The sequence below is a fragment of the Campylobacter sp. LH-2024 genome, from assembly GCF_048270605.1.
GTDB lineage: Bacteria > Campylobacterota > Campylobacteria > Campylobacterales > Campylobacteraceae > Campylobacter_D > Campylobacter_D molothri.
This window is the reverse complement of sequence record NZ_CP168139.1, coordinates 101,528-127,723: the sequence shown is the minus strand read 5'-3', so window position 1 is coordinate 127,723 and position 26,196 is coordinate 101,528. Positions and strand designations below refer to the sequence as shown.

The following is a 26,196-nucleotide window of genomic DNA, read 5'->3' as shown; positions in this document are numbered from 1 at the left end:
CCATTAAAAGATTAATTGCTTAATTTAATAATGAATCTTCAATTATCATAAAAAATAGTTATTTAAAAATAACTATTTAAAAATAATGATTTAAGATAATAGTTTAAAGATTATGATTTAAAGAATAATCATTTGATTATAATTTAAAGAAAAGATTCTTAAAATCTTTTCTTCTTAACATCTTCTAATATATTATTAGCTATATCACTAACAGTATTAGAAATGATTGCACTCTCATTAGCAATTTCAACATTATCTTTAGTAGTTTGATCAATAGCAGCTACACTTTCATTGATTTGAGTAATACCTGCAGTTTGTTCTTTAATAGATTCTGCCATATCATTGTTAATAGATTGAACAAGTAAGTTAGTATTAGCTTCTATTTCACTCAATGATTTTTGAGTTCTTTCTGCTAGTTTTCTAACTTCATCAGCCACAACGGCAAAGCCTCGTCCATGTTCTCCTGCACGCGCTGCTTCTATAGCAGCATTTAATGCTAAAAGATTGATTTGATCTGCAATATCTCCAATAATACCTGTAACATTTTTAATCTCTTCTGATTGAGTGATTACATCAGAGGTTTTAACAGAAACATTTTGCATAGAAGAAGTAATTTCTTCTAAAGCAGCAGCAGTTTCTTCTAAAGAAGCTGCTTGAGAATTAGAAGAGCTAGTTAGGTTTTGAACAGCATTTTGTAATTTAGAACTTTCACTTGCTAAGTGATTAGCAAAATCAGAACTTTGTTTTAACATTTTAATGATTTCTTCACCTAAAGCATTAGTAGTAACTTCAACACTACCTCTAGCATTTTCTAATTTATTTCTAAAATCTAAGCTCTTATATTCTTCAAAGATTTTATGAATAGCATTCATATCAGAACCTACTTTTTCTTGTAAAGACATCTAAGAGTTTATTTAAAACATTTTTAAGTTCTACAAGTTGAGGATTTCTTGGATTTGCAGTAATTCTTGCTGTTAAATCTCCTTTTTCTACAACTTGAACTGTAGAGACTGATTCTTTTACAGCTTGATTATCTTGTTCTAAACCTTGTTTAGTAATAAGGATGTTTTCATTAATGGCTTTTGAGATTTGACCAAACTCATCATTAGTTTTTATATTAATAGTAGAGACATTCTTTGTTTTATGATTGATAAAATCAAAGAAGGCATTAAGACCGTTTTGGATGATGGTGAGTGGGGAGAGAAGTTTGGCCGCTAATACGTATATCAATATAAAATTAATCACAATTGCAATTAATATAATTGCAATTTGAATATAACTCATTTTGTTAATAGGTTCTTCGATTTTATTAATTGATTGACCTGTGCAAACTCTGTTTTCTCCTACTTTAACACACATGGCAAGCCCTCGAGAGCCATCTTTTTTTCTTATATATTCAAAAGGTTCAAAATCTGCTTTTGTTCTAGCAGGAACTGTAATATGAGAAGCATCATAATCTTCAGTTAATTGAAATTTATCTGTAGCTGCAAAAATTTTATTATTTTTATCAAATGCAAAAGTTCTTCCTGGATTTGCTTCATATTCTTTTTGTAAATCTTTTGTTAAGATATCAATTGCTAATACGCCTATAAATTTACCATCCTTGTAAAGAGCTCTAGAATAAGTAAATACAGTTTCATTGCTCACAGGATCAATATAATAAGGTTACACATAAATTGAATTTATTCTTTTGGCTCCTTGATACCATTCTCTTGTGGTTGCATTATATCCATTATCCTTGCCATTTATCCTTAAACTTTTTCCATGTTTTTCACTCTCAATATCACTTACAATATTATTACCATTTGGCAAACCTATATAAACAGCTAGAAGATTTGCAGAGCGTTTGTAAGATTTAAACATATCTCCTATATTCGCCAATAAAGCCTCTTGAGAATTTAACTTTTCATAAGGAAGTGCTAAAATATCTTCACTAAGTTTTTGTAAAGATGAAAGATTTTTAGCTCTAAAATTTTCCATTTCAGTTTTTGAAACTTTTAAGGCATTGATTTCGGTCTTTTCTATGGTTTTAAATAATGCGTTTTTTGTAAATAAAAAACCCACAACTCCTAAGATAACTAAAGCAATAATTGCTATGACATTTGTTACAAGTGAAAGTTTAAATTTTAAACTTTTCATTATAAATTTTCTCCTTTTTTTAAAAATCAAATAAGATATATTAACTCTTAATTATATAAAAAGTAAAAATTAAAAATAAATAAAATTTATTAAAAATCAAAAATTGATATTAAAAAATGTTACAAAAATACTCATAAAATATTCATCATATTTAAAAAATTTATATTAAATTTTTTAAATTAAATTATTTATTTTTTGTTGCTTTTAATGATAAAAAATTTTTAAAAATTTATTTTTCGTATTAATATTTTTAATTTTTGAGAATAATTTAAAGTAAAAAGTTTTAGAAAATTTATTATTTAGGATTGATTTGGATTTGGTAAAACAGCATTCATACTACCCATATTTGTATTTTGAGGAGTTGAATCGATTTGTTCTAAAAGTTTTATAGTTTCATCAAATTCAAAACTTTCTTCAGGATTTTGTCCTAAAAATTTTTGCATAAAATCTTTTTTAGCAATAGCTTCATCAAGTTCTCTGTCGCTTCCTTTTTGATAAGCACCAATACGAAGCAAAACTTCATTTTCTTTTAATAAAGAATTTAATCTTTTAAATTTTCTTGCTAAGAGTTTGTGTTCGGGTGTGATGATATCTCCCATAACCCTTGAAGCTGAATTTTGTATATTAATAGGGGGATAAATTCCAAAATCAGTAAGTTCTCGACTCAAAACTATGTGTCCATCTAAAATCGATCTGCTTTGATCTGCAATAGGATCACTCATATCATCCCCATCTACCAAAACAGTAAAAAAGGCTGTTATGGTGCCTTTTCCCTCTTCCTTTCCGGTTCTTTCCATCAATTGTGGCAAAAGGCTTAAAACACTAGGCGGATATCCTTTGGTTGTAGGAGGTTCTCCTAGGGCAAGTCCTATTTCTCTTTGAGCCATGGCAAAACGTGTTACACTATCCATAATAAAAAGAACATCTTTACCTTGTTCTTTGAAGTATTCTGCTACACTCATAGCACAAAATGCACCATATTTACGCATCAAAGCACTATCATCACTCGTTGCTACGATAATAACAGTATCGTCAAGTTTTCCACCTAAATTTTTTTGAATAAACTCAGGAATTTCACGACCCCTTTCACCGATTAGAGCTACCACTTTTATAGGAGCTTTTGAATTTTTAACTATCATACCCATAAGAGTAGATTTTCCCACTCCACTTCCTGCGAAAATACCTAATTTTTGTCCTACTCCGCAAGTTAATAAAGCATCAATAGTTTTAACACCTACAGGGAAAACTTCTTCAATTAAACCTCTTTTCATTGCATCAATAGGAGCACGCATAATGGGCATATATTTACTCACTTCAATAGGAGCTTTTCCATCTTTAGGGCGCATAAAAGGATCAACTACACGCCCTAAAAGTTCATCACTCACTCCTATTTGCATTCCAGCATCACTAATAAAAGCACGATCGCCAATTTTAAAACCTTCGATAAAACTAAAAGGACTTAAATAACTAAATTGCTCTTTTATTTCTACAACCATAGCTAGAGTATTTAAATTTGGATTTTCATTAGAAACAAGTTTGACAATATCTCCAACCCCTGTTTTAAGTCCTCGAATTTCTATACTAGTAGCTGATATTTTTGTAATCTCTCCAAAAACGGCACTTAAATTTTCTTTACCGAGTTTAGATCGAAGTTTTTCTAAATTCATTTAAAAACGAACCTGTTTGGGAGAATTGATAAGTTCAAAAAATTCTTTACGTGTTTTTTCATTTTTTAAGAATAATCCTCTAAGAGCTGAAGTAGAAGTAGTAGAATTAACTTTTTGAACTCCACGCATTTCTACACACATATGGCGTGCTTCTATAACAACTCCTACCCCTTTTGCATTAACATTTTCCATAAGTGCATCAGCAATTTGTTCTGTAAGTTGTTCTTGAATTTGTAAACGTCTTGCAAAAATTTCTACCAAACGAGGAATTTTACTTAAACCTACAACTTTTTGATCAGGAATGTAAGCTACATGAACACGTCCAAAAAATGGTAAAAGATGATGTTCGCAAAGGCTATAAAATTCTATATCACGGACTAAAACCATTTCATTATTAGAGCTTTCAAATAGGGCATTATTTAAAATATCTTTAATATTTTCATGATAACCTTTAGTTAAAAATTGAAAAGCTTTAAAAACACGATTAGGAGTTTTTAATAATCCTTCTCTATTAGGATTTTCTCCTACGGATTTAAGTATAGTTGCTATACATTTTTCAAATTCTTTTTGCAAAATTATCTCCATAAAGGTTTATTTTAATTTTTATCATTTTATCATAAATTGCTTTAAAATTTTATGCAAGTAATAAGGAAAAATTTGCTATTATTAAAGCTAAATTTTATTTTGTAAGGAAAAATAATCATGGAAGTAAAAGCAAAGCAATTAGATTCTGTAAATGCGACTGCTAGTGTAAAAATTCCTTCGGGAATGATTAAAAGTGAAGTAGAAAATTTAGCAAAAAAAGCTTCTAAAAATATAAAAATGGATGGTTTTAGACCAGGAAAAGTTCCAGTCGCAGCTGTGCTTAAAAGATATGAAAAAGAATTGACTCAAGATGCAGAACAAAATCTTTTTAAATCTGCTGTAGATAATGCTTTAAAAGAGTTAAAAAAAGAAGCCAAAGAGCTTGTTGGTGAGCCTTATTTTGAAAAATTTGATCGTCAAAATGGAGAAATCATTGCAGAATTAGCACTTTCTTTCAAACCAGTTCTTAAGCTAGATGGTTATGAAAAGCTTATCCCAGAATATCAAACCCCTAAGGTTACAAAAAAAGAAATTGATGAAAAAAAAGAAGAACTATTAAAAAGATTTGCAACTCCTGAAGCTATTAAAACAAAAAGAGCTTTAAAAGAAGGAGATTTTGCCAAATTTGATTTTGAAGGTTTTGTGGATGAAAAGCCTTTTGATGGTGGAAAAGCTGAAAACTATATTTTAGAAATAGGTTCTAAACAATTTATACCAGGTTTTGAAGAAGGTATGGTAGGAATGAAAATAGGAGAAGAAAAAGATATTAATGTTACCTTTCCTAAAGAATACGGCGCCTCTCATTTAGCAGGAAAAGATGCAGTATTTAAAGTAAAGCTTCATGAAATTCAAGAACTTAAAATGCCAGAACTTGATGAAGAAATGATTAAAAAACTTTTACCAAACGAAGAAAAACCTAGCGTAGAGCTTTTAGAGGAAAAATTAAAAGAGCAAATTAAAAATGAAAAATTATTTAAACTTGTAAATGATGAGTTAAAAGCTAAATTTGCAGATGCTTTAATTGCGGAATATAATTTTGATTTACCGCGTGGTATAGTAGAGCAAGAAACAGACATGCAATTCCGTGCAGCATTTAATACTTTTAGCGAAAAAGAAATTGAAGAGATTAAAGCTGATAAGGAAAAATATCAAGAAAAACGTGATTCTTTTAAAGAAGAAGCACAAAAAAGCGTAAAATTAACTTTTATTATTGATGAACTTGCAAAAATTCGAAATATAGAAGTAAGCGATCAAGAACTTGTTCAAGCAATTTATTTTGAGGCATATCGTTATGGAATGAATCCAAAAGAACATTTGGATAATTATAAAAAACAAGGAGCTTTACCAGCTGTAAAAATGGCTTTGGTTGAAGAAAAACTTTTTAATGATATTTTTATGCCAAAAACAGAAAAATCGAGTAAAAAACAAAAAGAGGATAAATAATGGTTATTCCTTATGTTATTGAAAAATCAAGTCGTGGAGAAAGAAGTTATGATATCTATTCTAGACTTCTAAAGGATAGAATCGTAATGCTTAGCGGTGAAATTCATGATGAACTTGCGGCTTCAATTGTAGCTCAACTTCTTTTTTTAGAGGCCGAAGATCCACAAAAAGATATTTACCTTTATATTAACTCTCCAGGTGGAGTGATTACAAGCGGTTTTAGTATTTATGATACTATGAATTACATCAAACCGGATGTATGTACTATTTGCATAGGTCAAGCAGCTTCTATGGGGGCATTTCTATTAAGTTGCGGTGCAAAAGGCAAACGTTTTGCATTACCTAATTCAAGAATTATGATTCATCAGCCTTTAGGTGGTGCTAGAGGACAAGCAACAGATATAGAAATTCAAGCTAAAGAAATTTTAAGACTTAAGACTATACTTAATGATATTTTGGCTGAAAATACTAAGCAAAAAGTTGCTAAAATAGCTAAAGATACAGAAAGAGATTTTTTTATGTCGGCGCAAGAAGCTAAAGAATATGGTTTAATCGATAAGGTTTTAGAAAAAAGTTTTAAGTAATTTTTAAGGTGATAGCATTTTATGGTTAGAAAGATTATTACTTATCCTAATCCGAGATTATTTTTAAAATCAGAACCTGTTATAGAATTTGATTCAAATTTACATCATTTGCTTGATGATATGTATGAAACAATGATTGCAAGTCAAGGAGTAGGTTTAGCTGCCATACAGGTTGATATCCCCTTAAGAGTCTTATTGGTTAATATTCTAGATGAAAACGGAGAGCAAAAAAAAGAAGATTTGCTTGAAATCATTAATCCTGAGATTATACCTTTAAGCGAAGAAACAATTGTCTATACTGAGGGTTGCTTGAGTATTCCTGATTTTTTTGAAGAAGTACGGCGCTATAATCATATTTTGTTAAAATATCAAGATCGTTTTGGAGAACACAAAGAATTAGAAGCTAAAGATTTCTTAGCTGTAGCCATTCAGCATGAAAATGATCATTTAAATGGTCATTTATTTATAGAAAAAATTTCTTTTTTAAAAAGACAAAAATTTGATAAAGATTTTAAAAAGAAATTGAAAAATCAAAAAAAAATTAAATGAAAAAATTAAAATGCATCAGTTATGATGAAAATTTAGATATTATTGATGTAGAATCAACCTTTACAAGAGGTTTGCCTAATTTAAGTATAGTAGGACTTGCAAATACAGCGATAAAAGAAAGCATTGAACGTATAAAAGCGACACTTTTAAGTTGCGATTTTGTATTTCCAGCTAAGAAAATTACTATCAATTTAAGCCCATCAGGAATTCCTAAAAAAGGATCGCATTTTGATTTAGCTATTGCTATACTTATTTTACTTCAAAATGAAGAATTAGATGATTTCTTTGTAGTAGGAGAATTAGGACTTGATGGAAGTATAAAAAGTACAAATGAACTTTTTTCTCTCCTTTTATTTTTATCTACTAAAGTAAATCATGCTAAAGTTGTTGTCCCAAAAAGCATAGCTTTAAAAGCGTCTATGATTCCTAATTTAGAGATTTATGGACTTGAAAATTTGAACGAGGCAATTGAATTTTTTAAAGAAAAGAATTATGAAAAATTTAAATTTTTACAAAATCATCCCTTATTTAACAATCCTTTAAAAATCAATGGTGAAATTTTTATCTCTAATAATCAGTTTGATTTAGATTTTAAAGACGTAAAAGGGCAAGAGAAGGCTAAAAAAGCTTGTATGATTGCTGCACTTGGAATGCATAATATACTTTTTGAGGGGAGTCCTGGGAGTGGAAAAAGTATGTGTGCAAAACGCTTAGTTTATATTATGCCTCCTCAAAGCTTAAGTGAAGTGTTAATACAAAATGCTTATATGTCTTTAAATTCTAAAGAATGTGAATTTGCTAAGACAAGGGCTTTTCGTCATCCACATCACACTTCTACTAGGGCAAGTATTTTTGGGGGTGGTGCTAAAAATGCTAAAATTGGAGAAGTAGCGCTTGCAAATGGAGGGGTTTTATTTTTTGATGAATTTCCGCATTTTAATAAACAAATCATAGAAAGTCTAAGAGAGCCTTTAGAGGATTATAAAATTCATATTTCAAGAGTAAATTCTAAGACTACTTATGAAACAAAATTTAGTTTTGTTGCAGCACAAAATCCTTGCCCTTGTGCTAATTTATTTTCGAAAAATTTATCTTGCACTTGTACAGATAATGAAATTAAAAAATACAAAAACCATATTTCATCTGCTGTGATGGATCGTATTGATTTGTATGTTGCTATGGATGAAATTAGCAAAGATGATAAAGCAAGTATGACTTCAAAAGAAATGAGTGAAAAAATTTTGCAAGGTTTTATTTTTGGAAAAAAACGAGGACAAAAAGAATTTAATGGAAAATTAAAGGATGAAGATTTGCAAAATTTTTGCCCCTTGGAAAAAGATGCTAAAGAAACACTTGATTTAGCAATTTCTCGCTATAACCTTTCTTTAAGATCTGTTAATAAAGTTTTAAAAGTTTCAAGAAGTATAGCGGATTTACAAGAAAAAGAAATTATTAATAAAAGTCATATTTTAGAAACTTTAAGCTTCAGAATAAGAGGTTAATGATGGAAAATAAAAGCATAGCTATTTTTATTGATGCGGAAAATATTCCTGCAAAATATGCTCAAAGTATTTTTGATATTGCTTCAGATTATGGAGAGATTATTATCAAGCGAATTTATGGAGATTGGACCCAAAAAAGTATCCAAAATTGGAAAGAGCAAATTGCGCAATATTCGCTCATTGCTATGCAACAATTTAATTTTGCAGCCAATAAAAATTCTAGTGATATGTATTTGATTACAGAAATCATGAGTATATTTTATGAGAAAAATATTGATATTTTTGTAATTGTTTCAAGTGATAGTGATTATACTTCACTCATTCAAAAACTTAGAGAAAATAAAAAGCAAGTTATTGGAATGGGGCTTGAAAAATCAATTCAATCTTATGTGAATGCCTTTAGCGAATTCTTTTATCTAGATCAAAATGAAAATAAGAAAAAAACTGTTTTAAGCAGTGATTATTTAAGGACTTTAGTCAATATAACAGAACAACTTATTGATGAAAAAGGTCGTGCAGAATATGCTCAAATTCGCACCAATATGAATAGAAAATATTCTGATTTTAATCCTCAAAATTATGGATTTAAAAATTTTCGTGCTTTGATACAAAAATTTTTATCCAAGATGAAAAAATTTAAAGAAAAAAGAGAAAAAAATATTTATTTTTTAGTGGCCAAAGACGATGAAAGCTATTACTGATAATATACGACTTTTAGAACAAAATGCTATAAATAAAGGCTTAAGCGAAACTATCTTAATGGAAAACGCTGGCACAGCTTTGGCAAGGTTTGTTTCACAAAAAGCTAAAAAATTAGGAGTTAAAAATTCTGAAATTTTATTTTTATTAGGTGGTGGCAATAATGCAGCAGATGGGCTTGTTGCTATAAGACATCTTAAAAAAGTTAAAGCTTATAAATTGGGTCTTAGGGAAAATGATACATTTAAACAGCAAGAGCAAATTTTAATCAATTTTGGCTTTAAGATGATAAAAAAAGAACCTAAAATTCATAAATTTAAAATTATTGTTGATTGTATTTTAGGTACAGGTTCTAATAGGGCTTTAGATGAAAAGTATTGTTTATTGTTGGAAAAAATCAATAAAAGTAAAGCTTTAAAAATAGCTTGCGATATTCCTACAAATTTAAATTTTAATCCTTGTTTTAAAGCTGATATTACAGTTTGTATGGGTGCCCTAAAAGAAATTTTATTAGAAGATTTTACTAAAGAATTTGTAGGGAAAATAAAACTTTTAAATTTGGGTGTAAATATGAAAAAATTTGCCCCTAGTCAATGCAATCTTTTGGAAAAAAAAGATCTAAAAACGATCAAAAGAAATGTAAATTCTAACAAAGGCAAATTTGGTCATGTTTATATAGTTGGAAATTCAAGTGCAGGAACTTTAGCAGGACTTGGAGCGCTTAATTTTGGGAGCGGACTTGTATCTTTAGTTGCTAAAAAAACTTTCTCTCCTCTGTTAATGCTAAAGCGAAAAATTTCAAAAGAAGCCACAGCTATAGCTTTGGGTATGGGGCTTGAAAATTTGGATTTTTTAAAAGATGAAATATTGCAAAATATTCCTTTGGTATTAGATGCCAATTGTTTTTTAAGCGAAGCAATTTTGTGGTATTTAAATAGAGAAGATGTTGTAATTACTCCACATCCTAAAGAATTTACAAGACTTTGGAAAATGTGCTTTGATGAAGAGTTGAGTGTGGAAAATTTACAGAAAAATCGTTTCTTTTATGCCAAAAAATTTGCTAAAAATTATAATTGTGTTTTAGTTCTTAAAGGGGCAAATCCTATTGTAATACAAAAAGAAAAAATATTTGTAATTAATCTAGGCAATGAAGCTTTGGCAAAAGGTGGAAGTGGGGATGTTTTAAGTGGAATGATAGCTACACTTTTAGGGGCTAAATTTAAAGCTTTAAAGGCGGCTAAAAATGCTTGTTTAGCCCATGCTCTAGTTGCTAAAAAATATAAATTTAACAAAAATAGCTTTGATGCAATTAAACTTATAAAAGGATTAAAATGCTTGTAAAATTAGCAATTCTTTTTAGCGGAAACGGAAGTAATTTAGAAAATATTTTAGAAAAACTTCACCAAAAAACCATAAGAGGTAATACTTATGAAGTAGTACTTTGTCTTTGTAATAAAAAAAATGCCTTTGGTATACAAAGAGCTAAAAAATATGGACTTGAAAGTGTGATTGTTGAGCATGAAAATTTTTCTTCTAGAGAAGAATTTGATCAAGTTTTGGTAGAAAAAATTCAGCAAAGTGGAGCAGATTTGACAATATTAGCTGGATTTATGAGAATTTTAAGTCCTATTTTTACAAAAAATATTAAAGCAATTAATCTTCACCCTTCCTTACTCCCACTTTTTAAAGGAGCTCATGCCATAAAGGAGAGTTTTAAGAGTGACATGAAGGTAGCTGGAGTGAGTGTGCATTGGGTTAATGAAGAACTTGATGGTGGAAAAATCATTTCACAAAAAGCTTTTGAAAAAGAAGAAATGAATTTTAGTGAATTTGAAAAAAAAATTCATGATTTAGAGTATGAGATTTTACCTGATAGTGTGATAAAAATATTTGAATCTTAATAAGGAAAAATAATGTTTGAATGGATTTTTAACTTTGATTCTTGGATTGTTTTGATTACCTTAACAGCGCTTGAAATTGTGCTTGGGATCGATAATATCATTTTTTTAGCTATTTTGGTAGCTAAATTACCTCCAAAATCTCGGGATAAGGGTCGTATTTTAGGTCTTGCTTTTGCAATGATAACAAGAATTTTACTTCTTTTATCGCTTTTTTGGGTTATGAAACTTACAAAACCTTTATTTGATATCGTGGGTAATGAAATTTCTGGTAGAGATTTGGTACTTTTACTTGGTGGACTTTTTTTGATTGTAAAATCAATGAAAGAAATTAAAGATCAAATTCTGCACAAAGAAGAAAATGAAAGTCAATTTAAGGCAAGCAATAAATTATGGGTAGTTATAGCTGAAATAGCAGTTATAGATATAGTATTTTCTTTAGATAGTGTAATTACAGCTGTAGGAATTGCTAAAGATGTTACGATTATGATTATAGCAGTAATTTTTGCCGTAGGGGTAATGCTTTTTGCTTCTAAACCCATTGCTAATTTTGTTGAAAAATATGCTAGTATAAAAATTTTAGCACTTACATTTTTAGTATTAATCGGGGGTGTGTTAGTAGCTGAAGGTTTTGATATACATATAAATAAAGCTTATGTTTATGTTGCCATGATTTTTGCTTTAATTGTGCAAATGTTAAATATTTTAGATCAAAGAAAGGAAAAAAATGCCTAAAGATGTTAATGGAGTTGAATTAAATTTAGGAGATAATGTAAATGTGATTAAAGATCTTAAAGTAAAAGGGGCTAGTACTACTTTAAAAAGAGGAACAACAATAAAAAATATTAAATTAAGCTCAAAAGATAATGAAATTGAAGCAAAAGTAGATAAATTTGGAACCATTGTTCTTAAAACAGAATTTTTAAAGAAGATTTAGGTAAAAAATTGCGAATTTTGCTCATACTGCGAGGAAATTATTATGCAGGACAAGAAGAATTTATCATTGAAAATCAATTGCAAGATTTTACACTCGATTTGAATTTTTTTCGCTCTCTTTCTGGAAGTGTGAAAGAAATTCCGAGTGAATATAGAAATTTAAACACTAAAGATGATACTCAACTTTATAAAATTTTATTCACTCTTTTAGAATTACGTATGCAAAAAGGTGAATTTTGTGTTGTTAATACATATGATCAAATCTTAAAAAACTATAAAGAATTAGCAAATAAGTATCGTTACTCAATTTATATTGTAGAATTTAAAAGTTCTTTAGAGCAATGCTTTAAAAAAAATATACAAAAAGCTAAAGAAAAAGGCTTTTTAATTCCTTATGATCTTTTAGAGAGAATGCATTTTTTACTAGAGAAAATTCCTAAAAAGTATCCAATTTTAGCTCCAGATAATTGGAGGGAATGTCTTTATAAGGTTCCTAATTTAAGCAATTATAAAAAAATTCATCATATAGGAGATATCCAAGGATGCTATAGCGTTTTAAGAGAATATATTAAAAAGATTAAGGAAGATGAGTATTATATTTTCTTAGGAGATTATATCAATAGAGGCATAGAAAATGGTAAGGTTTTAAAATTTTTATTAAAAATTTGTGAAAAAGAAAATGTGTGTTTACTAGAAGGAAATCATGAAAAATATCTTATAAATTGGGCAAATGGAGAATTTGCCAATTCCAAGGAATTTAATGAAAATACATTAAAAGATTTTAGAAAAGAAAAACTCACTCCAAATGATGCACAGAAATTTTATCCTTATTTAAAAGAATGTTTGTACTATAAATTCGAAGATAAATTAATTTTTTGTTCTCATGGGGGTGTGGATGTTTTACCTTCTAATCCTTCTCAGATTAGCTTTATGCCAAGTTATGATTTTATTTATGGAGTTGGACATTATGAAAATAGTCAAAGCATCGCTAATCAGTTTTGCAATTTAAATAAAGAAAATATTTATCAAATTTTCGGACACAGAAACAGAGAAAAACTACCAACTCAAATTGCAAAGCGTGTTTTTTTATGTGAAGGAAAAATTGATGCTGGGGGATATTTGCGTGTTGTAACCTTAAATAAGCAAGGATTTAAATGCATAGAAATAAAAAATAATATTTACAAGAAGAAATAGTTAATCTATCTCTTCTTCATTGCCAGTTTTTTTTACAATTTTAACTCGTTCTATGGAATTGCCATCCATTTTTTTAACTTCATAATAGCACAATTCATCCTCAATACGATCACCTACTACCGGTAAACGACCTAATAAATTAAAAACATAACCCCCTATAGTTACTTGTTCAAGATCTTCATCGTAGCTAATTAAAAGCATCTCTTCAACCGTTTCTATATCACAACGTCCTTGAAATTCATAAATATTTTCAGCGAGTTTTTTATAGCTATCTTCTTCATTTTCGTTTTTAATTTCACCAATAATTTCTTCCATAATATCTTCTACGGTTAAAATTCCAGCAGTGCCACCATATTCATCAACAACAAGTGCAGTATGGGATCTTTCTTTATTCATTCTTACTAAAACTTTTGAAATACTGATGTTTTCAGGAACTAAAATAAGAGGTTTAACAAAAGAGTCTAAATTTTTATCTTTAGAATTAAGTTCATTTTGAACTATATCACGTATATGAATCATCCCTAAAATACTATCTTTAGAACCATCTATATAAGGAAAACGTGTGTGTTTATGATCACAAATAATTTGCATATTTTCTTCATAAGTTTTTTGCTTATTTAAACAAATCATATCTTTACGTGGTGTCATAATTTCTTTTGCAACTGTATCTGAAAAATCAACTGCATTGCGGATAATTTCAGTTTCAAATTCGTCTAAAATACCGCCTTTTTGACTTTCGCTTGCAATGATTTTAATTTCTTCTTCGCTATGGGTTAATTCACTTTCTTTAGCAGGTTTAATTCCAAAAATTTTTAAATTAATTGCCGCTAGAAAATCAAAAATTTTAATAAAAGGCAAAAACAATATCCAAAACCAATTTAGAGGTCTGGCTATCCAAAGTACTGCTTTATCAGCTATAGCTATAGCTATAGATTTTGGTACAAGCTCTCCTAAAACCACATGCAAGAGAGTGATAATGCTAAAAGCAATAATAAAAGAAATAGTATGGATAAAAACAGCATTAAAACCTAGTTTTAATAAAGCAGATTCAAGCATTTTTGCAATTGCTGGTTCACCGATCCAACCCAAAGCAAGGGAACTTAAAGTTATACCTAATTGACAAGCGCTAAGATAAGTATCAAGTTTAGAAGTAACTTCTAATGCCTTTTTGGCACCTGGTTTTTTTTCTTTAATCATTTCTTCGATTTTTGTTCGTCTTACTTTTACAATACTAAATTCAGATAAAACAAAAAATCCATTTAAAAGCACTAAAAATAATGCAACAAAAACCATAAATATAGAATATCCTAAATCAAAAGATGAAGAAGGTAAAGTTTGATTTAAATCAAAAACCTGACTGGGGTCCAATGAAACTCCTTATAAATTAAAATAAAATATTTAATTATACACAATTAAAAGTAAAATTTTTGCTTAATTTTTTATTTTATAATCTATGCTGATTTGAAATTCTTTTAAACGTTTATAAATACTTCTAAGTTGAGTAATAGTTGTCCAATTTGTAATAAAAACACTAAAAGAACTTCTTACCTGATCAAACGTATTATTTATCTGCATTACAATTCCAAGTGTTATAATACCTCCAAAAAGACTTGGAGCCATGATTAAAAAAGGAATAATAACAATGATTTGCTCAAATAAAATTAGCCAAATATTAAAATAACCATAATGTAAAAAAAGCCTTTTGTAATTAAATTTAAGTCCAGTAAAAAGTTCTATTATGGTTTCGTTTTTTGCAAATTCTTTTCGATTATCTTCTGCATAGACCAATTCTTTTCTAAAAGCTGCTTCTGATTTTTGATTGTTATATTCTAAGCTTGGAAGTTTAATCCCTACAAACCAAGAGGCTATCAAGCCGCCTAAAGAAATAAAAAGAGCAACATAAACGAGCAAGCCATCTATATTTTTTAAAAAATATAAACTTGAATTTTCATTTAAATTGAAAAATAATGCTTTAGTAGCTAAATCGCTTAAATTCCATAAAATAGGAATAAAAGCCACAAGAGTCATCAAGGCTTTTACAAATGAAAGTCCAAGGCTTTCTACAATTTTGGAAAAATTATAAACATCTTCTTGAATTCTTTGAGAACTTCCTTCGATATTATCATCTTTATTTTTCCAAAATTTTAAATAAGAAAAAGTCATAGCTTCTCGCCATTTAAAAGCATAAATACTCGCGAAATAAATATTGATTGTTGCAATAATAACATAAGGGATAGCAATTCCTAAAAAAACAAAAATGAGTGAATAAAAATCTTGCAAATCATAGAAAGGTTTCTCAAGTATTGCGGGTGTATAAAGAAAATGTTGCAATAGGGTTTGATAATAATAAATTGCCAATTTATTAATAAAATTCGCATTTTCAAAAGAATTTTGAGCCTGTTCGTTAGCTTTGATAATGCTTTGTACCACTGAATTAATTTGATCTAGAGATAAATTTTGTTTTAAAATATTTTTATCTTTAATTTCTTGAGAAATTCGAGTTGAATTTTGTTCTTTATAGGATTTTTGATCTTTTAAAATTGTAATAATTTGCTTAAAAATATCTTTGTCAATATAGGATGAATTTTGCATAGCCTCAATATCTTGTCTTTGTTTGTTTTCATTTTGAATTTCTTGAATTTTTTTAGCTTTAGCTTTTTCATATATAAGACTTTGATTATAATCTTTAGAGTTAATATGAAGTTCTCTAAGTAAAGAAGGTGTGATTTTAAAATTTTGTTTAAATTTTGCTTCGTCAAAATTTAAAATAATAGCATTAATTTTTGGTTTTTGTATAGCATTATAAAAGTCATTATACCAAGAATTAAGCGCTACATTAAAACTTGTTTGAAGATATAAAAAAAGCAAAAGCAAAAAGAGTCCTAAATAAGCCCATAAAGCCCATTTTTTAGAAGCAAAAAAAGAACAAAACATTAATCCCCTTATTTAATTATATTTTGATATTCTACTTTAGCAAGGTAAAAAATGATATAATACGGCATTTAGCTTATTAAAGGAATAAATAATGAAAAATCTTTTAATCATAGGTGCAGGAGGAGTTAGCCGCGTAGCTACCGTAAAATGTGCGATGAATTCTGATACTTTTTCTAAAATCACTTTAGCTAGTAGAACTAAAAGCAAATGTGACGAAATTGCCACTTTTATTAAAGAACGTTTAGGAGTGCACATTGAAACTGCTCATATTGATGCTGATGATAGTAATGCAGTTGTAGAGCTTATTAAAAAAACTGGGGCGCAAATTTTACTTAATGTTGCTCTACCTTATCAAGATTTAAGTTTAATGGATGCTTGTATAAAAGCAGGAATTCATTATATAGATACGGCAAACTACGAACATCCTGATTTGGCCAAATTTGAGTATAAAGAACAATGGGCAAGAAATGAAAAATTTAAAGAAGTTGGAATTTTAGGACTATTAGGAAGTGGATTTGATCCTGGAGTTACCAATGTTTTTTGTGCTTATGCGCAACAAAATTTGTTTGATGAAATTCATTATATTGATATTTTAGATTGTAATGCAGGCGATCATGGTTATGCTTTTGCAACTAATTTTAATCCTGAAATTAATCTACGTGAGGTATCAGCTAAAGGGCGTTATTGGGAAAATGGACAATGGATAGAAACAGAGCCTATGCAAATAAAAATGGAGTGGGATTATCCAGAAATTGGGGTTAAAGATAGTTATTTGCTTTATCATGAAGAACTTGAAAGTTTAGTTAAAAATATTAAAGGGCTTAAAAGAATTCGATTTTTTATGACCTTTGGCCAAAGTTATCTTACTCATATGAAATGTCTTGAAAACGTTGGAATGCTTGGAATTAAACCTATAATGCATCAAGGAAAAGAAATTATTCCTATAGAATTTTTAAAGACTTTATTGCCAGATCCTGCAAGCTTGGGACCAAGAACTAAAGGTTATACAAATATAGGTTGTGTAATACGTGGAATAAAAGATGGCAAAGATAAGCAAATTTATATTTATAATGTTTGTAATCATGAAGAATGTTATAAAGAAACTGGCGCACAAGCTGTAAGTTATACTACAGGAGTTCCAGCAATGATAGGGACTAAACTCATTGCTAAAGGAATTTGGCAAGGTAAAGGCGTGTTTAATATGGAAGAATTTGATGCTAAGCCTTTCATGGATGAGCTTAATTCTAGCGGGCTTCCTTGGAAAATTATCGAAATGACGCCAAGTTTAGGAGAGTAAGTGTAAAATCACTTACTTTTGTCCTATATAAATGAAATGTTGGACACTTCCTTCAAAATTGTAAAGATTGATAAGTTCATAATCACCCCAAAATAAAGGTTTAAAAGGCTTAAATTCTTCTTTTAATTCTTCAATATCTTTAGTGAAGCGAATAAAAGAAGATCCACTTAATCTACCACTTGGACATTCTTTGACTTCACATAGGCCATTTTCCATGATTTCTCCTCTTTCATACATACTATAACCTTTATCGCTCATCATAGTTGCAAAGATGATAGCACCTTTATTGCAAATATCATACAATTCTTGAACAGTTTGTTTAAAGCTTTCAAAAGGAAGATAATAAAGACTTTGATTGGCTAAAATTAAATCCATTTTTACATTAAAAAGATTTTTTATGCTTGAATTAGGAGTAATAACATGAAAATTATTAGAGTTTAATTTAGGATCTCTTTCCCAAATTTCTTTTAAACTAGGAACTATATCTAAGCCATAAGCCTTATACCCCCCCCCCAGTAATATCTTGAAGATATTTAGAATGCACACCATTGCCACAACCAAAATCTAGTAAATTTCCACTTGTTTTATTGAGTTTGTATTTTAAAATTCTTTCGTAAAATCTTATAACATGACCATCAGGATATTGTAATCCATAACCCTCTTTTTCATATTTTTGAGTATAAGCAGATAAAGAATTATCCATAATTTCTCCTTTATATTTAGATGTAAAGTTTAATATTATACAAATAAAATAAAAATTATAACCTTAAAATAAAGATGCTAGCAAATAAATATTTTTGATTTAGACTTTAATGTTTTTAAAAATTAGAAATTTCAATTTCATCTTGAGTCATTTTTTATCTTTAATCTATTATTGTAGATTTTTAAGTATATTTGTTTTATGTTTTTTTATTTATTAAATGAGAAAGGAAGTTTTTTATAAAAAGACTTAAAGTATATTTTAGTATTATTTTTTTTAGGTTGCGGAGAAAAACCTCCTATTTAAATTGAAACTTTTGAACAATATAATCCATATCTTTCATTCAAAATCAAAATTTTTAAAAATTACTTATTTGGTGGATTCTGTGAAAATCACTGATATAATTCCTAATCATGAAAAATGCAAAGTTTTGGGTATCTTAGATGAAGGTAAATTTAAAATTGATAAAGTATTCAAATATGGGAAATTTGGGACTATAAATGGATGCGGTAAATTGTTAGAAATTATAAGAAAAACAGATAAAGAGAATGGAATTTTAAATTTTAATTATTCCGCATAAAGCGGAATAAATTATTTTACCGGATGAAGTTCATTAGCGTAAAAGCTAATAGAATTAATTCCTTCTTTTAGAGCCCATTCATAAGCTTTTGATACAAAATCCCAATTAATATGAGCATAGAATTTTTCTAAATAAGCAGGACGGGCATTGCGATGATCAACGTAATAAGCATGTTCCCAAACATCTACTACAAGTAAAGGAATTTTATCTTCAGTGATAGGAGTAGCAGCATTTGAAGTCGCAACTAATTCTAGTTTTTGATTTTTGCTATTATAAACAAGCCAAAACCATCCAGATCCAAAAAGACCAGTAGCACCTTTAATAAATTCAGCTTTAAAATTATCTAAAGAACCAAATTCTTTTTCTAAGGCTGCTTTTAAATCCCCTTTTGCCTCACAGGCATTAGGAGTAATGCAATCAAAATAAAAATCATGATTATAAACTTGAGCTGCATTATTAAAAATTCCACCATTTGATGATTTGATAATACTTACAAGATCTTTGTTGGCAAATTCAGTTTCTTTTATAAGATTATTTAAATTGGTTACGTAAGTATTATGATGTTTCCCATAATGATAATTAAACGTCTCAGCACTTAAAAAATCGCCAAAAGCATTGATATCATAAGGTAGTTTTCTTAATTCAAACATATTTTCTCCTTTTTTATTTTTGGTAAAAAATTGTAGCATAAAAAATCATAAAATAAAGTAATTTAATAAGCTTTTATGAAAAATATTTTTTAGGTTAATTTTTGAAAGATTTATAGTGGTGACCCATACGAGACTCGAACTCGTGTTACCGCCGTGAAAGGGCGATGTCCTAACCGCTAGACGAATGGGCCTTTTTTTGTATTTTAAAAATTAATAAAGCGAAATTATATATTTTTAATTCTTAAATATTCATTAAAATTATTTTTTATATGAAAAAATTAATATTTTTTGATTATAATTTCATTTTTTTTGGAGTTTTTATGGATTATTTGAGTCTTATTTTACTCTCTTGTGCTTTAGCAATGGATGCTTTTGCAGTTTCTTTATGCAAAGGATTTAGTGTTAAGAGATTAAATTTAAAACATTATTGTATTGTAGGTGCTTATTTTGGCGGTTTTCAAGCTTTAATGCCTGTTTTTGGTTATATTATTGGTTTAAGTTTTGCATCTTTTGTAGCAAGTATTGATCATTGGATAGCATTTATTTTGCTTGGCTTTATTGGAATAAAAATGATTAAAGAAGCATTTGAAAACGAAGATTGTGATATTAATGCCAATCAATTTAATTTTAAAATCATGTTTTCTTTAGCTATTGCAACCAGCATTGATGCTTTAGCGGTTGGAATTAGCTTTGCATTTTTAGAAACTCCCTTATTTATAGCAGTTTTATTTATCGGTTTTATTACTTTTGTATTTTGTATTTTAGCTTTAAAAATAGGTAATAAATTTGGAGTTTTCTTAAAAAATAAAGCTGAATTTTTAGGAGGAGCTGTTTTAATTATTTTGGGTGTGAAAATTTTAATCGAGCATTTATTTTTTAATGCATAAATTTTTGTTTTAAAAACTCGAAAGCTTCATTAAAATTTAAAGATACACTTTGAAATTTTTTGTTAAAAGTTCTTTGTCGTTTGGCAAGTTGTGCAGTGTGTGTTGTGATTAAATTTTCAAGTTCATTAAGAGAAATTTTGCCATTTAAATATTCTTTGCATTCTTTTAGACCTATACAATTTAAAGCTTTAGCATCATGATGAAATTTAGAAAAAAGTTCTTTAGCTTCTTCTAAAAGACCATTTTTAAGCATTTTTTCAGTTCTTATTTTTATACGATCCCTTAACAAATTACGCTCCCAAATAATTTCATAAATTTCTATATTTTTTAAAATTCCTTGCTTGCGAGTTTGTTTTAAAAAAATACTTGGAATTTCTTTTGTGATTTCATAGATGCTTAACCATTTTCTCAAACGATAGGTGTCGTTTTTTTCTATTTTAAAATCAGGATCAATTTTACATATTAAAGAGTAAATTTCATCGTTACTTAGATCAGTTTTTATTTCTTCTATTTTTTGACTTAGACCATCTATCATAGTTTTTAAATAAAATCCAGTTCCACCTGTTATAATTAAAGGCAAATTCTTTAGCTTGGCAAATTCTTTAGCTTTTTGATACTCTTTAATAAATAAATCTACATTAAAATGTTCATTAACGCTGATTAAATTTATGCCAAAATAATGAAAATTTTCGAGTTCTTCTTTGGACGGTTTAGCACTTGCAATATTAATTTCTTTGTATACACAAAGACTATCAAGGCTTAAAATAACTGCATCAAAATTTTTGGCCAATAAATTAGCTAGATGAGTTTTTCCGCTCGCAGTTGTTCCAATAATAGCTATTTCAAAAAACATAACGATAAATTTATCCTAAAATTTATTAAAATTTGAGTAAAATCATAGCAAAAATTTTTAAAGCGGAAAAATGAATTTATTTTGGACAAAATTTAAAGATATTTTAGAACTCATTGTATTTAAGCATTCTATTTTTGCCTTACCTTTTTTATTTTCATCTATGATTGTAGGCTCAAAACTTGCAAATGATACAGCTTGGTTTGGTTTTAAGGCTTTAATTTTAGGTATTATTTGTGCTGTGAGTGCTAGAAATTTTGCCATGGCAAGCAATCGTTTAATGGATGAAGATATAGATAAAGATAATCCACGTTGTGCTAATCGCCCTAATATAAGTGGAAAAATTGGTAAAAAAAGTATTTGGTTATTTATTATTGTAAATGCTTTGATTTTTATACTTTGTTCTTATTTTATCAATACTTTGGCTTTTTATCTTTCTTTGCCAGTGCTTTTTATTTTAGCAATTTACTCTGCTTTTAAGCGTTTTAGCTCTTTAGTGCATTTGGTTTTAGGTTTTTGTTTAGGTTTGGCACCTATAGCTGGAAGTGTTATCGTGATGGGCAAAATTCATATTTATAGTGTTATTTTGTGTTTAAGTGTTACTTTTTGGACTGCTGGTTTTGATTTACTTTACTCTTTACAAGATATGGATTATGATAAAAAAACAGGACTTTTTTCAATTCCTGCACAATTTGGAGCTAAAGCAACTTTGTTAATTTCTGCCTTTTTTCATATTTTAGCGGTGTTATTTTGGTTGCTTTTTGTCTGGCAAGTTTGGGGTATAGCTTTAGGATATATTTCATTATTAGGTATATGTGTTTGTGCTGTCATTTTACTTTTTGAACATAAAATTGTTCGCAATAATTTTAATCATATTAATAAGGCATTTTTTACTTTAAATGGTTATTTGAGTATGATATTTTTTATTTTTATTTTGGTTGATTTATTATGGAATTAAAATTATTTAAAGCCGGATTTGAAGCTGAATTAGAAAGTTGCAAAATAGAAGATAATTATTTTTTACAAGAATATCTTAAATTAGGGGCTATTTCACAACTTTCAAAATGGAAAAAAATGGCAACTCGTATCGATTTTAGCGATGGAGAAAAAATAATTTTTGATTTAATTTTAAGTTTAAAAGAAGATATTTTAAGAGTTGAAAGTGCTATAAATAAGAATGAAAAATTTATACCTTTAAAACAAAAAGCTATTGTAGAATCTTTAAATTTTGAACATCTTAATTTTTTAGAAAATATTTTAGAAATTGATAAAGAATATTATATAAGGTTTAGTCTTAATAATCAAAAAATGGCGCTTTTTGCAAAAGCTAAAAGTCAAACTTTAGCACAAATTATTAAGATTAAACCTGAAGATAAAACAGCATTTGATGCCTTTGTAGTTGAGGTACAAAGAGATATGATTAGGAATAAAAAGGAGCTAGAATTATGAGTAATGATGTGATTTATTTAGTTTTTGTATTTGTGCTTTTAGTTGCAATGTTAGCTTATATTAATATTAAAGAAAGAGAAAATAATACAAAGCTTGCAAAACTTCAAGGAGTGATAGAGGATATAACTAAGGAAATGCATTATTTTCGTAAAGAGCTTGGAGTAAAAGAAGAAGGTGAAAATGATGAAGAAGACTACAAAATCACACTTTTAAAGGAAGAAATGCAAATTGAACTTGAAAAACAAATCAGCGCTAAAATCACTCCTGTTTTAAGAACTCTTAAAACGATGGAGCATATTATAGAAGATTTTCAAAATGAACAACAAAATCGTCTTTTAAATTTAGAACAAAAAGCACAAAGTATGACCAAGCTTACTCCAAATTATGATACAGAAGAGCAAAAAATTATTGATCTGTTTAAAGAAGGAAAAACTATAGAGCAAATTGCCAAAGACTTAAGAATAGGAATTGGAAATGTCGAACTTGTTTTAAAATTTAAACAGCTTATAAAATGATATTTAGGGGTTTTAATGCTAATAGACCAATTTGGTAGAAAAATTAATTATCTTAGAATTTCAGTAACACAACGATGCAATTTTCGTTGTCTTTATTGTATGCCAAAAATTCCATTTAATCACCAACCAAAAGAAAATTTGTTGAGTTTTGAAGAACTTTTTTTATTTGTAAAAGCAGCCATTGATGAAGGAATTGAAAAAATTCGTATCACTGGAGGTGAACCTTTATTACGTAAAGATTTAAGCATTTTTATCAAAATGATTCATGATTATAAAAAAGAGCTTGATTTGGCTATTACAACTAATGGATTTTTATTAAAAGATTTTGCTAAAGATCTTAAAAATGCAGGATTAAAACGCTTAAATGTTTCTCTAGATACTTTGGATGAAAAAAAGGCAAAAAAATTAGCACAAAAAGATGTTTTATCGAGTGTTTTAGCTGGAATTGAAGAGGCTTTAAATGTCGGATTAAAAGTTAAATTAAATACCGTTGCACTTAAAAATTTAAATGATAATGAGCTTATAGCTCTTTTAGAATTTGCTAAATCTAAAAATATGCAAATTCGTTTTATAGAATTTATGGAAAATACTCATGCCTATGGTAAGTTACAAGGTTTAAAAAGAGATGAAATCATTCAAATTTTAAGTCAAAAATATGATATAAAACTGATTAAAAAAGCAGAAAAAGCTCCAGTGAGTCTTTATAGTGCTAATGGTTATGAATTTGGGATTATAGATCCACACAGTCATGAATTTTGTGATTCTTGTAATCGTATCCGTCTTAGTGCTGAAGGACATTTAATACCTTGTCTTTATTTTGATGAAGCTTTGAGCATCAAAGAAGCAATTAAAAAAGGTGATGTTAAAGCTGCTGTAGAAATTTTACAAGAAGTTTTACGTAATAAGCCTGAAAAAAATAAATGGAGTGTTGTAGATAATGAGACTTCAATGCGTGCCTTTTATCAAACCGGGGGTTAAAATTGCAAATTGTTGAAATTTTTTTAAGTATCCAAGGAGAGGGCAAATATACTGGAAAATTAGCTATTTTTATTCGTTTTGCAGGTTGTAATTTCAATTGTAGTGGTTTTGGGGTTGAAATTAAAAAAGATGGAAAAATTCTAAAAGGTTGTGATACTATAAGAGCTGTTTTTACTCAAGAATTTAAGCAAAAATATAAAATTTTAAATGCAAATGAAATTTTTAATCAAGTAATAAAACTTAAAGATAAGTTTAATCCTATCATAGTAATTACAGGTGGAGAGCCTTTAATTTATCATCAAAATCCTGAATTTATTACTTTAATCAAATCTTTATTAGAGGAAAATTTTGAAGTTCATTTTGAAAGCAATGGTAGTATAGAAATTGATTTTTTAAAATATTCTTTTTACAAAGAATGCATTTTTGCATTAAGTGTTAAATTAGAAAATAGCGGAGTAGATCGTCATAAACGTTTGAATTTTAAAGCTCTTAAATCATTTAAAAATAATTCCAAAGATAGTTTTTATAAATTTGTATTGGATGCAAATACATTAAAAACCTCTTCGGAAGAAATTTCAGAAATTTTAAAAGAAGCTCCTAATGAAGTTTTTTGTATGCCTATGGGGGAAAATCAGATTAATTTAGATAAAAATGCTAAAAAAATTGCTGAATTTTGTATCAAGAATGGATATAATTATTCTGATAGAATTCATATTCGTTTATGGAATGATAAAGAGAGCGTATGATTATTAGAAAATTATTTGAATTTGAAAATGCCCATATTGTTAGATTTTGCTCTTCAAAACGTTGTAAAAGTAGCATACATGGACATTCTTACAAAGTCGAAGTTTTGCTTGAGAGTAAATATTTGGATAATGCTGGAATGGTTTATGATTTTGGACTTTTAAAAACTTATATTCGTCAAATTATTGATAGTTTTGATCACGCTATTACACTTTTTAATCAAGATGATCAATCTTATTTGCACGAGATGAAAAAATATTCTCAAAGATGGATTACTTTGCCTGTTAATGTGAGTGCTGAAAATTTTTGTCGCGTGTTTTTTATACTTATTGATGCTTTGCTTAAGCAAACAAAGATGGTTAATGGAGAGCAAGGCGTGAATTTGCAAAGTATTATAGTCCATGAAACAAGAACAGGCTATGCTCAAGCTTTTAAAGATGATGCTTATTCAGATATTTTGCCAAAAATTTCTCTTAATGATATTGAATTTTCACCAGCTATTAAAGCAGAGTGGAATGATATAGATTTTTATGACAAATTAAAAAATTCATATATTTTTACAAATCCTAAGGAGATCTAATGGGCAAAATTTTAATTACTATTATAAGTTTTCTTATTGCTTTATCAATTAGTGCTTGCAGTGATAATGATGAGTTAAATTCTAAAAAACAAAATTCTATAGAGGATAAAGTTGAGTTAGAAAAAAATGATGAAACAACGCAACTAAGCGATACAAATTTGCCTTTACCTGTGGATGATGAATCGGACAATTTTAATATAACTTATAATACAAATTCGAGTATAGTAGGTTCTTTATATAAACAAAAATGTGCCAGTTGTCATGGAGAAAAAGGAGAATTAAAACCTAAAAAAAGTGTAGCTATTAGGAACTTAAGTTTTGAAAATTGGACTTTAAAAATTCAAAAATTAAAAGATAATTCTCATGCTTTTTTAACAAAAGAACAAAGCGATAATTTAGCAAAATATATTATTAAGGTAAAATAATTATGGAACAAAGTTATCATTTTTTTATAGCATTACATCTTTATAGTCTATATGCAAGTGGATTTTTAATGTTTTTTTATTTGATTTTAACTCAAGGCAATTTCAAAACAGAATTTATTTTTATTCGTAGAATTCGATTATTTTTGCCTATATACTATACTTTTTTAGCTTTTATGCTTTTTACAGGTTTTTTACTTTTAGCCATAAAAAAATTTCAAATGAGTTTAAATTTTTGGTTAATGATTGCATCTTGGATTTTAATTTTAGCATTGGCAATTTTTCATTTTATACAGTTTAAAAAAGCTCGCAGAATAAGACGTTATATCGCTTTTAGATGGATGAGTTTTTTGATTTTATTTTGTGAAATGTTATTGTTATTTTTGCCTTTTGTTTTAAAAAAATATTTATAAA

Annotated in this window: 32 protein-coding genes and 1 tRNA gene; 21 read left to right on the top strand and 12 right to left on the bottom strand. The window is 28.1% G+C overall.

From position 1 onward, the window contains the following. Window positions 1-158: 158 nt before the first annotated feature. The 5 genes from ACD570_RS00725 to folE all read right to left on the bottom strand — a co-directional run bounded on the left by ACD570_RS00725 (window position 159) and on the right by folE (window position 4,379). Window positions 159-602 carry a methyl-accepting chemotaxis protein gene (locus ACD570_RS00725; RefSeq protein WP_417904447.1) on the bottom strand — a complete coding sequence of 148 codons (444 nt, stop codon included), beginning with the start codon at window positions 600-602 and terminating at the stop codon, window positions 159-161. 271 nt (window positions 603-873) lie between these two features. Next, the gene (locus ACD570_RS00720; RefSeq protein ID WP_417904309.1) at window positions 874-1,647 is read right to left on the bottom strand and encodes a hypothetical protein; all 774 of its coding nucleotides are present in this window, start codon (window positions 1,645-1,647) and stop codon (window positions 874-876) included. An 18-nt stretch (window positions 1,648-1,665) separates the two neighbouring features. Next, window positions 1,666-2,139 carry a hypothetical protein gene (locus ACD570_RS00715; protein WP_417904308.1) on the bottom strand — a complete coding sequence of 158 codons (474 nt, stop codon included), beginning with the start codon at window positions 2,137-2,139 and terminating at the stop codon, window positions 1,666-1,668. A 299-nt stretch (window positions 2,140-2,438) separates the two neighbouring features. Then, the gene (gene fliI, locus ACD570_RS00710; protein WP_200279668.1) at window positions 2,439-3,806 is read right to left on the bottom strand and encodes a flagellar protein export ATPase FliI; all 1,368 of its coding nucleotides are present in this window, start codon (window positions 3,804-3,806) and stop codon (window positions 2,439-2,441) included. Continuing rightward, the gene (folE, locus tag ACD570_RS00705) at window positions 3,807-4,379 is read right to left on the bottom strand and encodes a GTP cyclohydrolase I FolE (RefSeq protein WP_200279671.1); all 573 of its coding nucleotides are present in this window, start codon (window positions 4,377-4,379) and stop codon (window positions 3,807-3,809) included. It abuts the gene before it with no gap. A gap of 129 nt (window positions 4,380-4,508) precedes the next feature. On the opposite strand from folE, the gene tig reads away from it, so the two are divergent. The 10 genes from tig to ACD570_RS00655 are packed head-to-tail and all read left to right on the top strand — an operon-like array spanning window position 4,509 to window position 13,196. Continuing rightward, window positions 4,509-5,834 carry a trigger factor gene (tig, locus tag ACD570_RS00700; RefSeq protein WP_200279674.1) on the top strand — a complete coding sequence of 442 codons (1,326 nt, stop codon included), beginning with the start codon at window positions 4,509-4,511 and terminating at the stop codon, window positions 5,832-5,834. Continuing rightward, entirely contained in the window at window positions 5,834-6,418 is a 585-nt protein-coding gene (clpP, locus tag ACD570_RS00695) for an ATP-dependent Clp endopeptidase proteolytic subunit ClpP (RefSeq protein WP_200279676.1), read from the top strand. Before tig ends, clpP begins: the two co-directional genes overlap by 1 nt. Window positions 6,419-6,439: 21 nt before the next feature. Further along, the gene (gene def / locus ACD570_RS00690; protein ID WP_239820197.1) at window positions 6,440-6,967 is read left to right on the top strand and encodes a peptide deformylase; all 528 of its coding nucleotides are present in this window, start codon (window positions 6,440-6,442) and stop codon (window positions 6,965-6,967) included. After that, the gene (locus ACD570_RS00685; RefSeq protein ID WP_337207619.1) at window positions 6,964-8,469 is read left to right on the top strand and encodes a YifB family Mg chelatase-like AAA ATPase; all 1,506 of its coding nucleotides are present in this window, start codon (window positions 6,964-6,966) and stop codon (window positions 8,467-8,469) included. Before def ends, ACD570_RS00685 begins: the two co-directional genes overlap by 4 nt. 2 nt (window positions 8,470-8,471) lie before the next feature. Beyond that, on the top strand, window positions 8,472-9,170 hold the full coding sequence (locus ACD570_RS00680; protein WP_200279685.1) for an NYN domain-containing protein: 699 nt from the start codon (window positions 8,472-8,474) through the stop codon (window positions 9,168-9,170). Next, window positions 9,154-10,509, top strand: a complete 1,356-nt coding sequence (locus ACD570_RS00675) for an NAD(P)H-hydrate dehydratase (RefSeq protein WP_200279687.1) — start codon at window positions 9,154-9,156, stop codon at window positions 10,507-10,509. Before ACD570_RS00680 ends, ACD570_RS00675 begins: the two co-directional genes overlap by 17 nt. Then, the gene (gene purN / locus ACD570_RS00670; protein WP_239820200.1) at window positions 10,500-11,069 is read left to right on the top strand and encodes a phosphoribosylglycinamide formyltransferase; all 570 of its coding nucleotides are present in this window, start codon (window positions 10,500-10,502) and stop codon (window positions 11,067-11,069) included. The genes ACD570_RS00675 and purN overlap by 10 nt, the downstream gene beginning before the upstream one ends. Before the next feature lie 12 nt (window positions 11,070-11,081). Further along, on the top strand, window positions 11,082-11,801 hold the full coding sequence (locus tag ACD570_RS00665) for a TerC family protein (RefSeq protein ID WP_337199978.1): 720 nt from the start codon (window positions 11,082-11,084) through the stop codon (window positions 11,799-11,801). Then, on the top strand, window positions 11,794-12,003 hold the full coding sequence (locus ACD570_RS00660) for an alkylphosphonate utilization protein (RefSeq protein ID WP_417904307.1): 210 nt from the start codon (window positions 11,794-11,796) through the stop codon (window positions 12,001-12,003). The genes ACD570_RS00665 and ACD570_RS00660 overlap by 8 nt, the downstream gene beginning before the upstream one ends. Window positions 12,004-12,011: 8 nt before the next feature. After that, entirely contained in the window at window positions 12,012-13,196 is a 1,185-nt protein-coding gene (locus ACD570_RS00655) for a metallophosphoesterase family protein (protein ID WP_239820203.1), read from the top strand. On the opposite strand, the gene ACD570_RS00650 is transcribed toward ACD570_RS00655, so the two are convergent. Together ACD570_RS00650 and ACD570_RS00645 are read right to left on the bottom strand one after the other, a co-directional pair. Then, window positions 13,197-14,564 carry a hemolysin family protein gene (locus ACD570_RS00650; RefSeq protein ID WP_200279702.1) on the bottom strand — a complete coding sequence of 456 codons (1,368 nt, stop codon included), beginning with the start codon at window positions 14,562-14,564 and terminating at the stop codon, window positions 13,197-13,199. A 63-nt stretch (window positions 14,565-14,627) separates the two neighbouring features. Further along, on the bottom strand, window positions 14,628-16,130 hold the full coding sequence (locus ACD570_RS00645; RefSeq protein WP_417904306.1) for a putative transporter: 1,503 nt from the start codon (window positions 16,128-16,130) through the stop codon (window positions 14,628-14,630). A gap of 91 nt (window positions 16,131-16,221) precedes the next feature. On the opposite strand from ACD570_RS00645, the gene ACD570_RS00640 reads away from it, so the two are divergent. Beyond that, entirely contained in the window at window positions 16,222-17,427 is a 1,206-nt protein-coding gene (locus ACD570_RS00640) for a saccharopine dehydrogenase family protein (protein WP_200279708.1), read from the top strand. 12 nt (window positions 17,428-17,439) lie between these two features. Here ACD570_RS00640 and ACD570_RS00635 read toward each other — a convergent pair whose 3' ends face one another. Together ACD570_RS00635 and ACD570_RS00630 are read right to left on the bottom strand one after the other, a co-directional pair. Then, window positions 17,440-17,976 (bottom strand): methyltransferase, encoded by a 537-nt coding sequence (locus tag ACD570_RS00635; protein ID WP_417904305.1) that lies wholly within the window; start codon window positions 17,974-17,976, stop codon window positions 17,440-17,442. After that, complete coding sequence (locus ACD570_RS00630; RefSeq protein WP_337204955.1) at window positions 17,927-18,130, bottom strand: hypothetical protein; 204 nt, start codon at window positions 18,128-18,130, stop codon at window positions 17,927-17,929. The genes ACD570_RS00635 and ACD570_RS00630 overlap by 50 nt, the downstream gene beginning before the upstream one ends. Window positions 18,131-18,512: 382 nt before the next feature. Here ACD570_RS00630 and ACD570_RS00625 point away from each other — a divergent pair, with 382 nt between their 5' ends. Further along, a complete protein-coding gene (locus tag ACD570_RS00625; protein WP_337202334.1) occupies window positions 18,513-18,707 on the top strand; it encodes a hypothetical protein in 195 nt (64 codons plus the stop codon). An 11-nt stretch (window positions 18,708-18,718) separates the two neighbouring features. Here the strand turns inward: ACD570_RS00625 and sodB are convergent, their stop codons facing one another. Together sodB and ACD570_RS00615 are read right to left on the bottom strand one after the other, a co-directional pair. Next, complete coding sequence (gene sodB / locus ACD570_RS00620) at window positions 18,719-19,357, bottom strand: superoxide dismutase [Fe] (protein ID WP_337196820.1); 639 nt, start codon at window positions 19,355-19,357, stop codon at window positions 18,719-18,721. Between the two features lie 116 nt (window positions 19,358-19,473). After that, window positions 19,474-19,548, bottom strand: a tRNA-Glu gene (locus tag ACD570_RS00615). A gap of 129 nt (window positions 19,549-19,677) precedes the next feature. Here ACD570_RS00615 and ACD570_RS00610 point away from each other — a divergent pair. Then, window positions 19,678-20,244 (top strand): manganese efflux pump MntP family protein, encoded by a 567-nt coding sequence (locus tag ACD570_RS00610; protein WP_200279717.1) that lies wholly within the window; start codon window positions 19,678-19,680, stop codon window positions 20,242-20,244. Here ACD570_RS00610 and miaA read toward each other — a convergent pair. Next, on the bottom strand, window positions 20,234-21,097 hold the full coding sequence (gene miaA, locus ACD570_RS00605) for a tRNA (adenosine(37)-N6)-dimethylallyltransferase MiaA (RefSeq protein ID WP_374260637.1): 864 nt from the start codon (window positions 21,095-21,097) through the stop codon (window positions 20,234-20,236). The two genes, ACD570_RS00610 and miaA, sit on opposite strands and share 11 nt — an antisense overlap. A gap of 70 nt (window positions 21,098-21,167) precedes the next feature. On the opposite strand from miaA, the gene mqnP reads away from it, so the two are divergent. From mqnP to ACD570_RS00565, 8 genes are read left to right on the top strand one after another with little or no spacing between them, the layout of a single operon-like run. After that, window positions 21,168-22,052: a menaquinone biosynthesis prenyltransferase MqnP gene (mqnP, locus tag ACD570_RS00600; protein ID WP_200279723.1), complete on the top strand. Its 885-nt coding sequence runs from the start codon at window positions 21,168-21,170 to the stop codon at window positions 22,050-22,052. After that, window positions 22,043-22,543, top strand: coding sequence for a hypothetical protein (locus tag ACD570_RS00595; protein ID WP_200279726.1), 501 nt, complete (start codon window positions 22,043-22,045; stop codon window positions 22,541-22,543). The genes mqnP and ACD570_RS00595 overlap by 10 nt, the downstream gene beginning before the upstream one ends. Continuing rightward, window positions 22,540-23,058 carry a DUF6115 domain-containing protein gene (locus ACD570_RS00590; RefSeq protein WP_200279728.1) on the top strand — a complete coding sequence of 173 codons (519 nt, stop codon included), beginning with the start codon at window positions 22,540-22,542 and terminating at the stop codon, window positions 23,056-23,058. The genes ACD570_RS00595 and ACD570_RS00590 overlap by 4 nt, the downstream gene beginning before the upstream one ends. Before the next feature lie 15 nt (window positions 23,059-23,073). Continuing rightward, entirely contained in the window at window positions 23,074-24,036 is a 963-nt protein-coding gene (gene moaA / locus ACD570_RS00585) for a GTP 3',8-cyclase MoaA (RefSeq protein WP_337199274.1), read from the top strand. Window positions 24,037-24,038: 2 nt separating this feature from the next. Further along, the gene (locus ACD570_RS00580; RefSeq protein WP_200279734.1) at window positions 24,039-24,782 is read left to right on the top strand and encodes a 7-carboxy-7-deazaguanine synthase QueE; all 744 of its coding nucleotides are present in this window, start codon (window positions 24,039-24,041) and stop codon (window positions 24,780-24,782) included. Then, window positions 24,779-25,360 (top strand): 6-pyruvoyl trahydropterin synthase family protein, encoded by a 582-nt coding sequence (locus tag ACD570_RS00575; RefSeq protein ID WP_200279737.1) that lies wholly within the window; start codon window positions 24,779-24,781, stop codon window positions 25,358-25,360. Before ACD570_RS00580 ends, ACD570_RS00575 begins: the two co-directional genes overlap by 4 nt. Continuing rightward, entirely contained in the window at window positions 25,360-25,785 is a 426-nt protein-coding gene (locus ACD570_RS00570; protein ID WP_239820212.1) for a cytochrome c, read from the top strand. Before ACD570_RS00575 ends, ACD570_RS00570 begins: the two co-directional genes overlap by 1 nt. 2 nt (window positions 25,786-25,787) lie before the next feature. Next, window positions 25,788-26,195 carry a hypothetical protein gene (locus ACD570_RS00565; protein WP_417904304.1) on the top strand — a complete coding sequence of 136 codons (408 nt, stop codon included), beginning with the start codon at window positions 25,788-25,790 and terminating at the stop codon, window positions 26,193-26,195. The last annotated feature ends 1 nt before the right edge of the window (window position 26,196 follow it).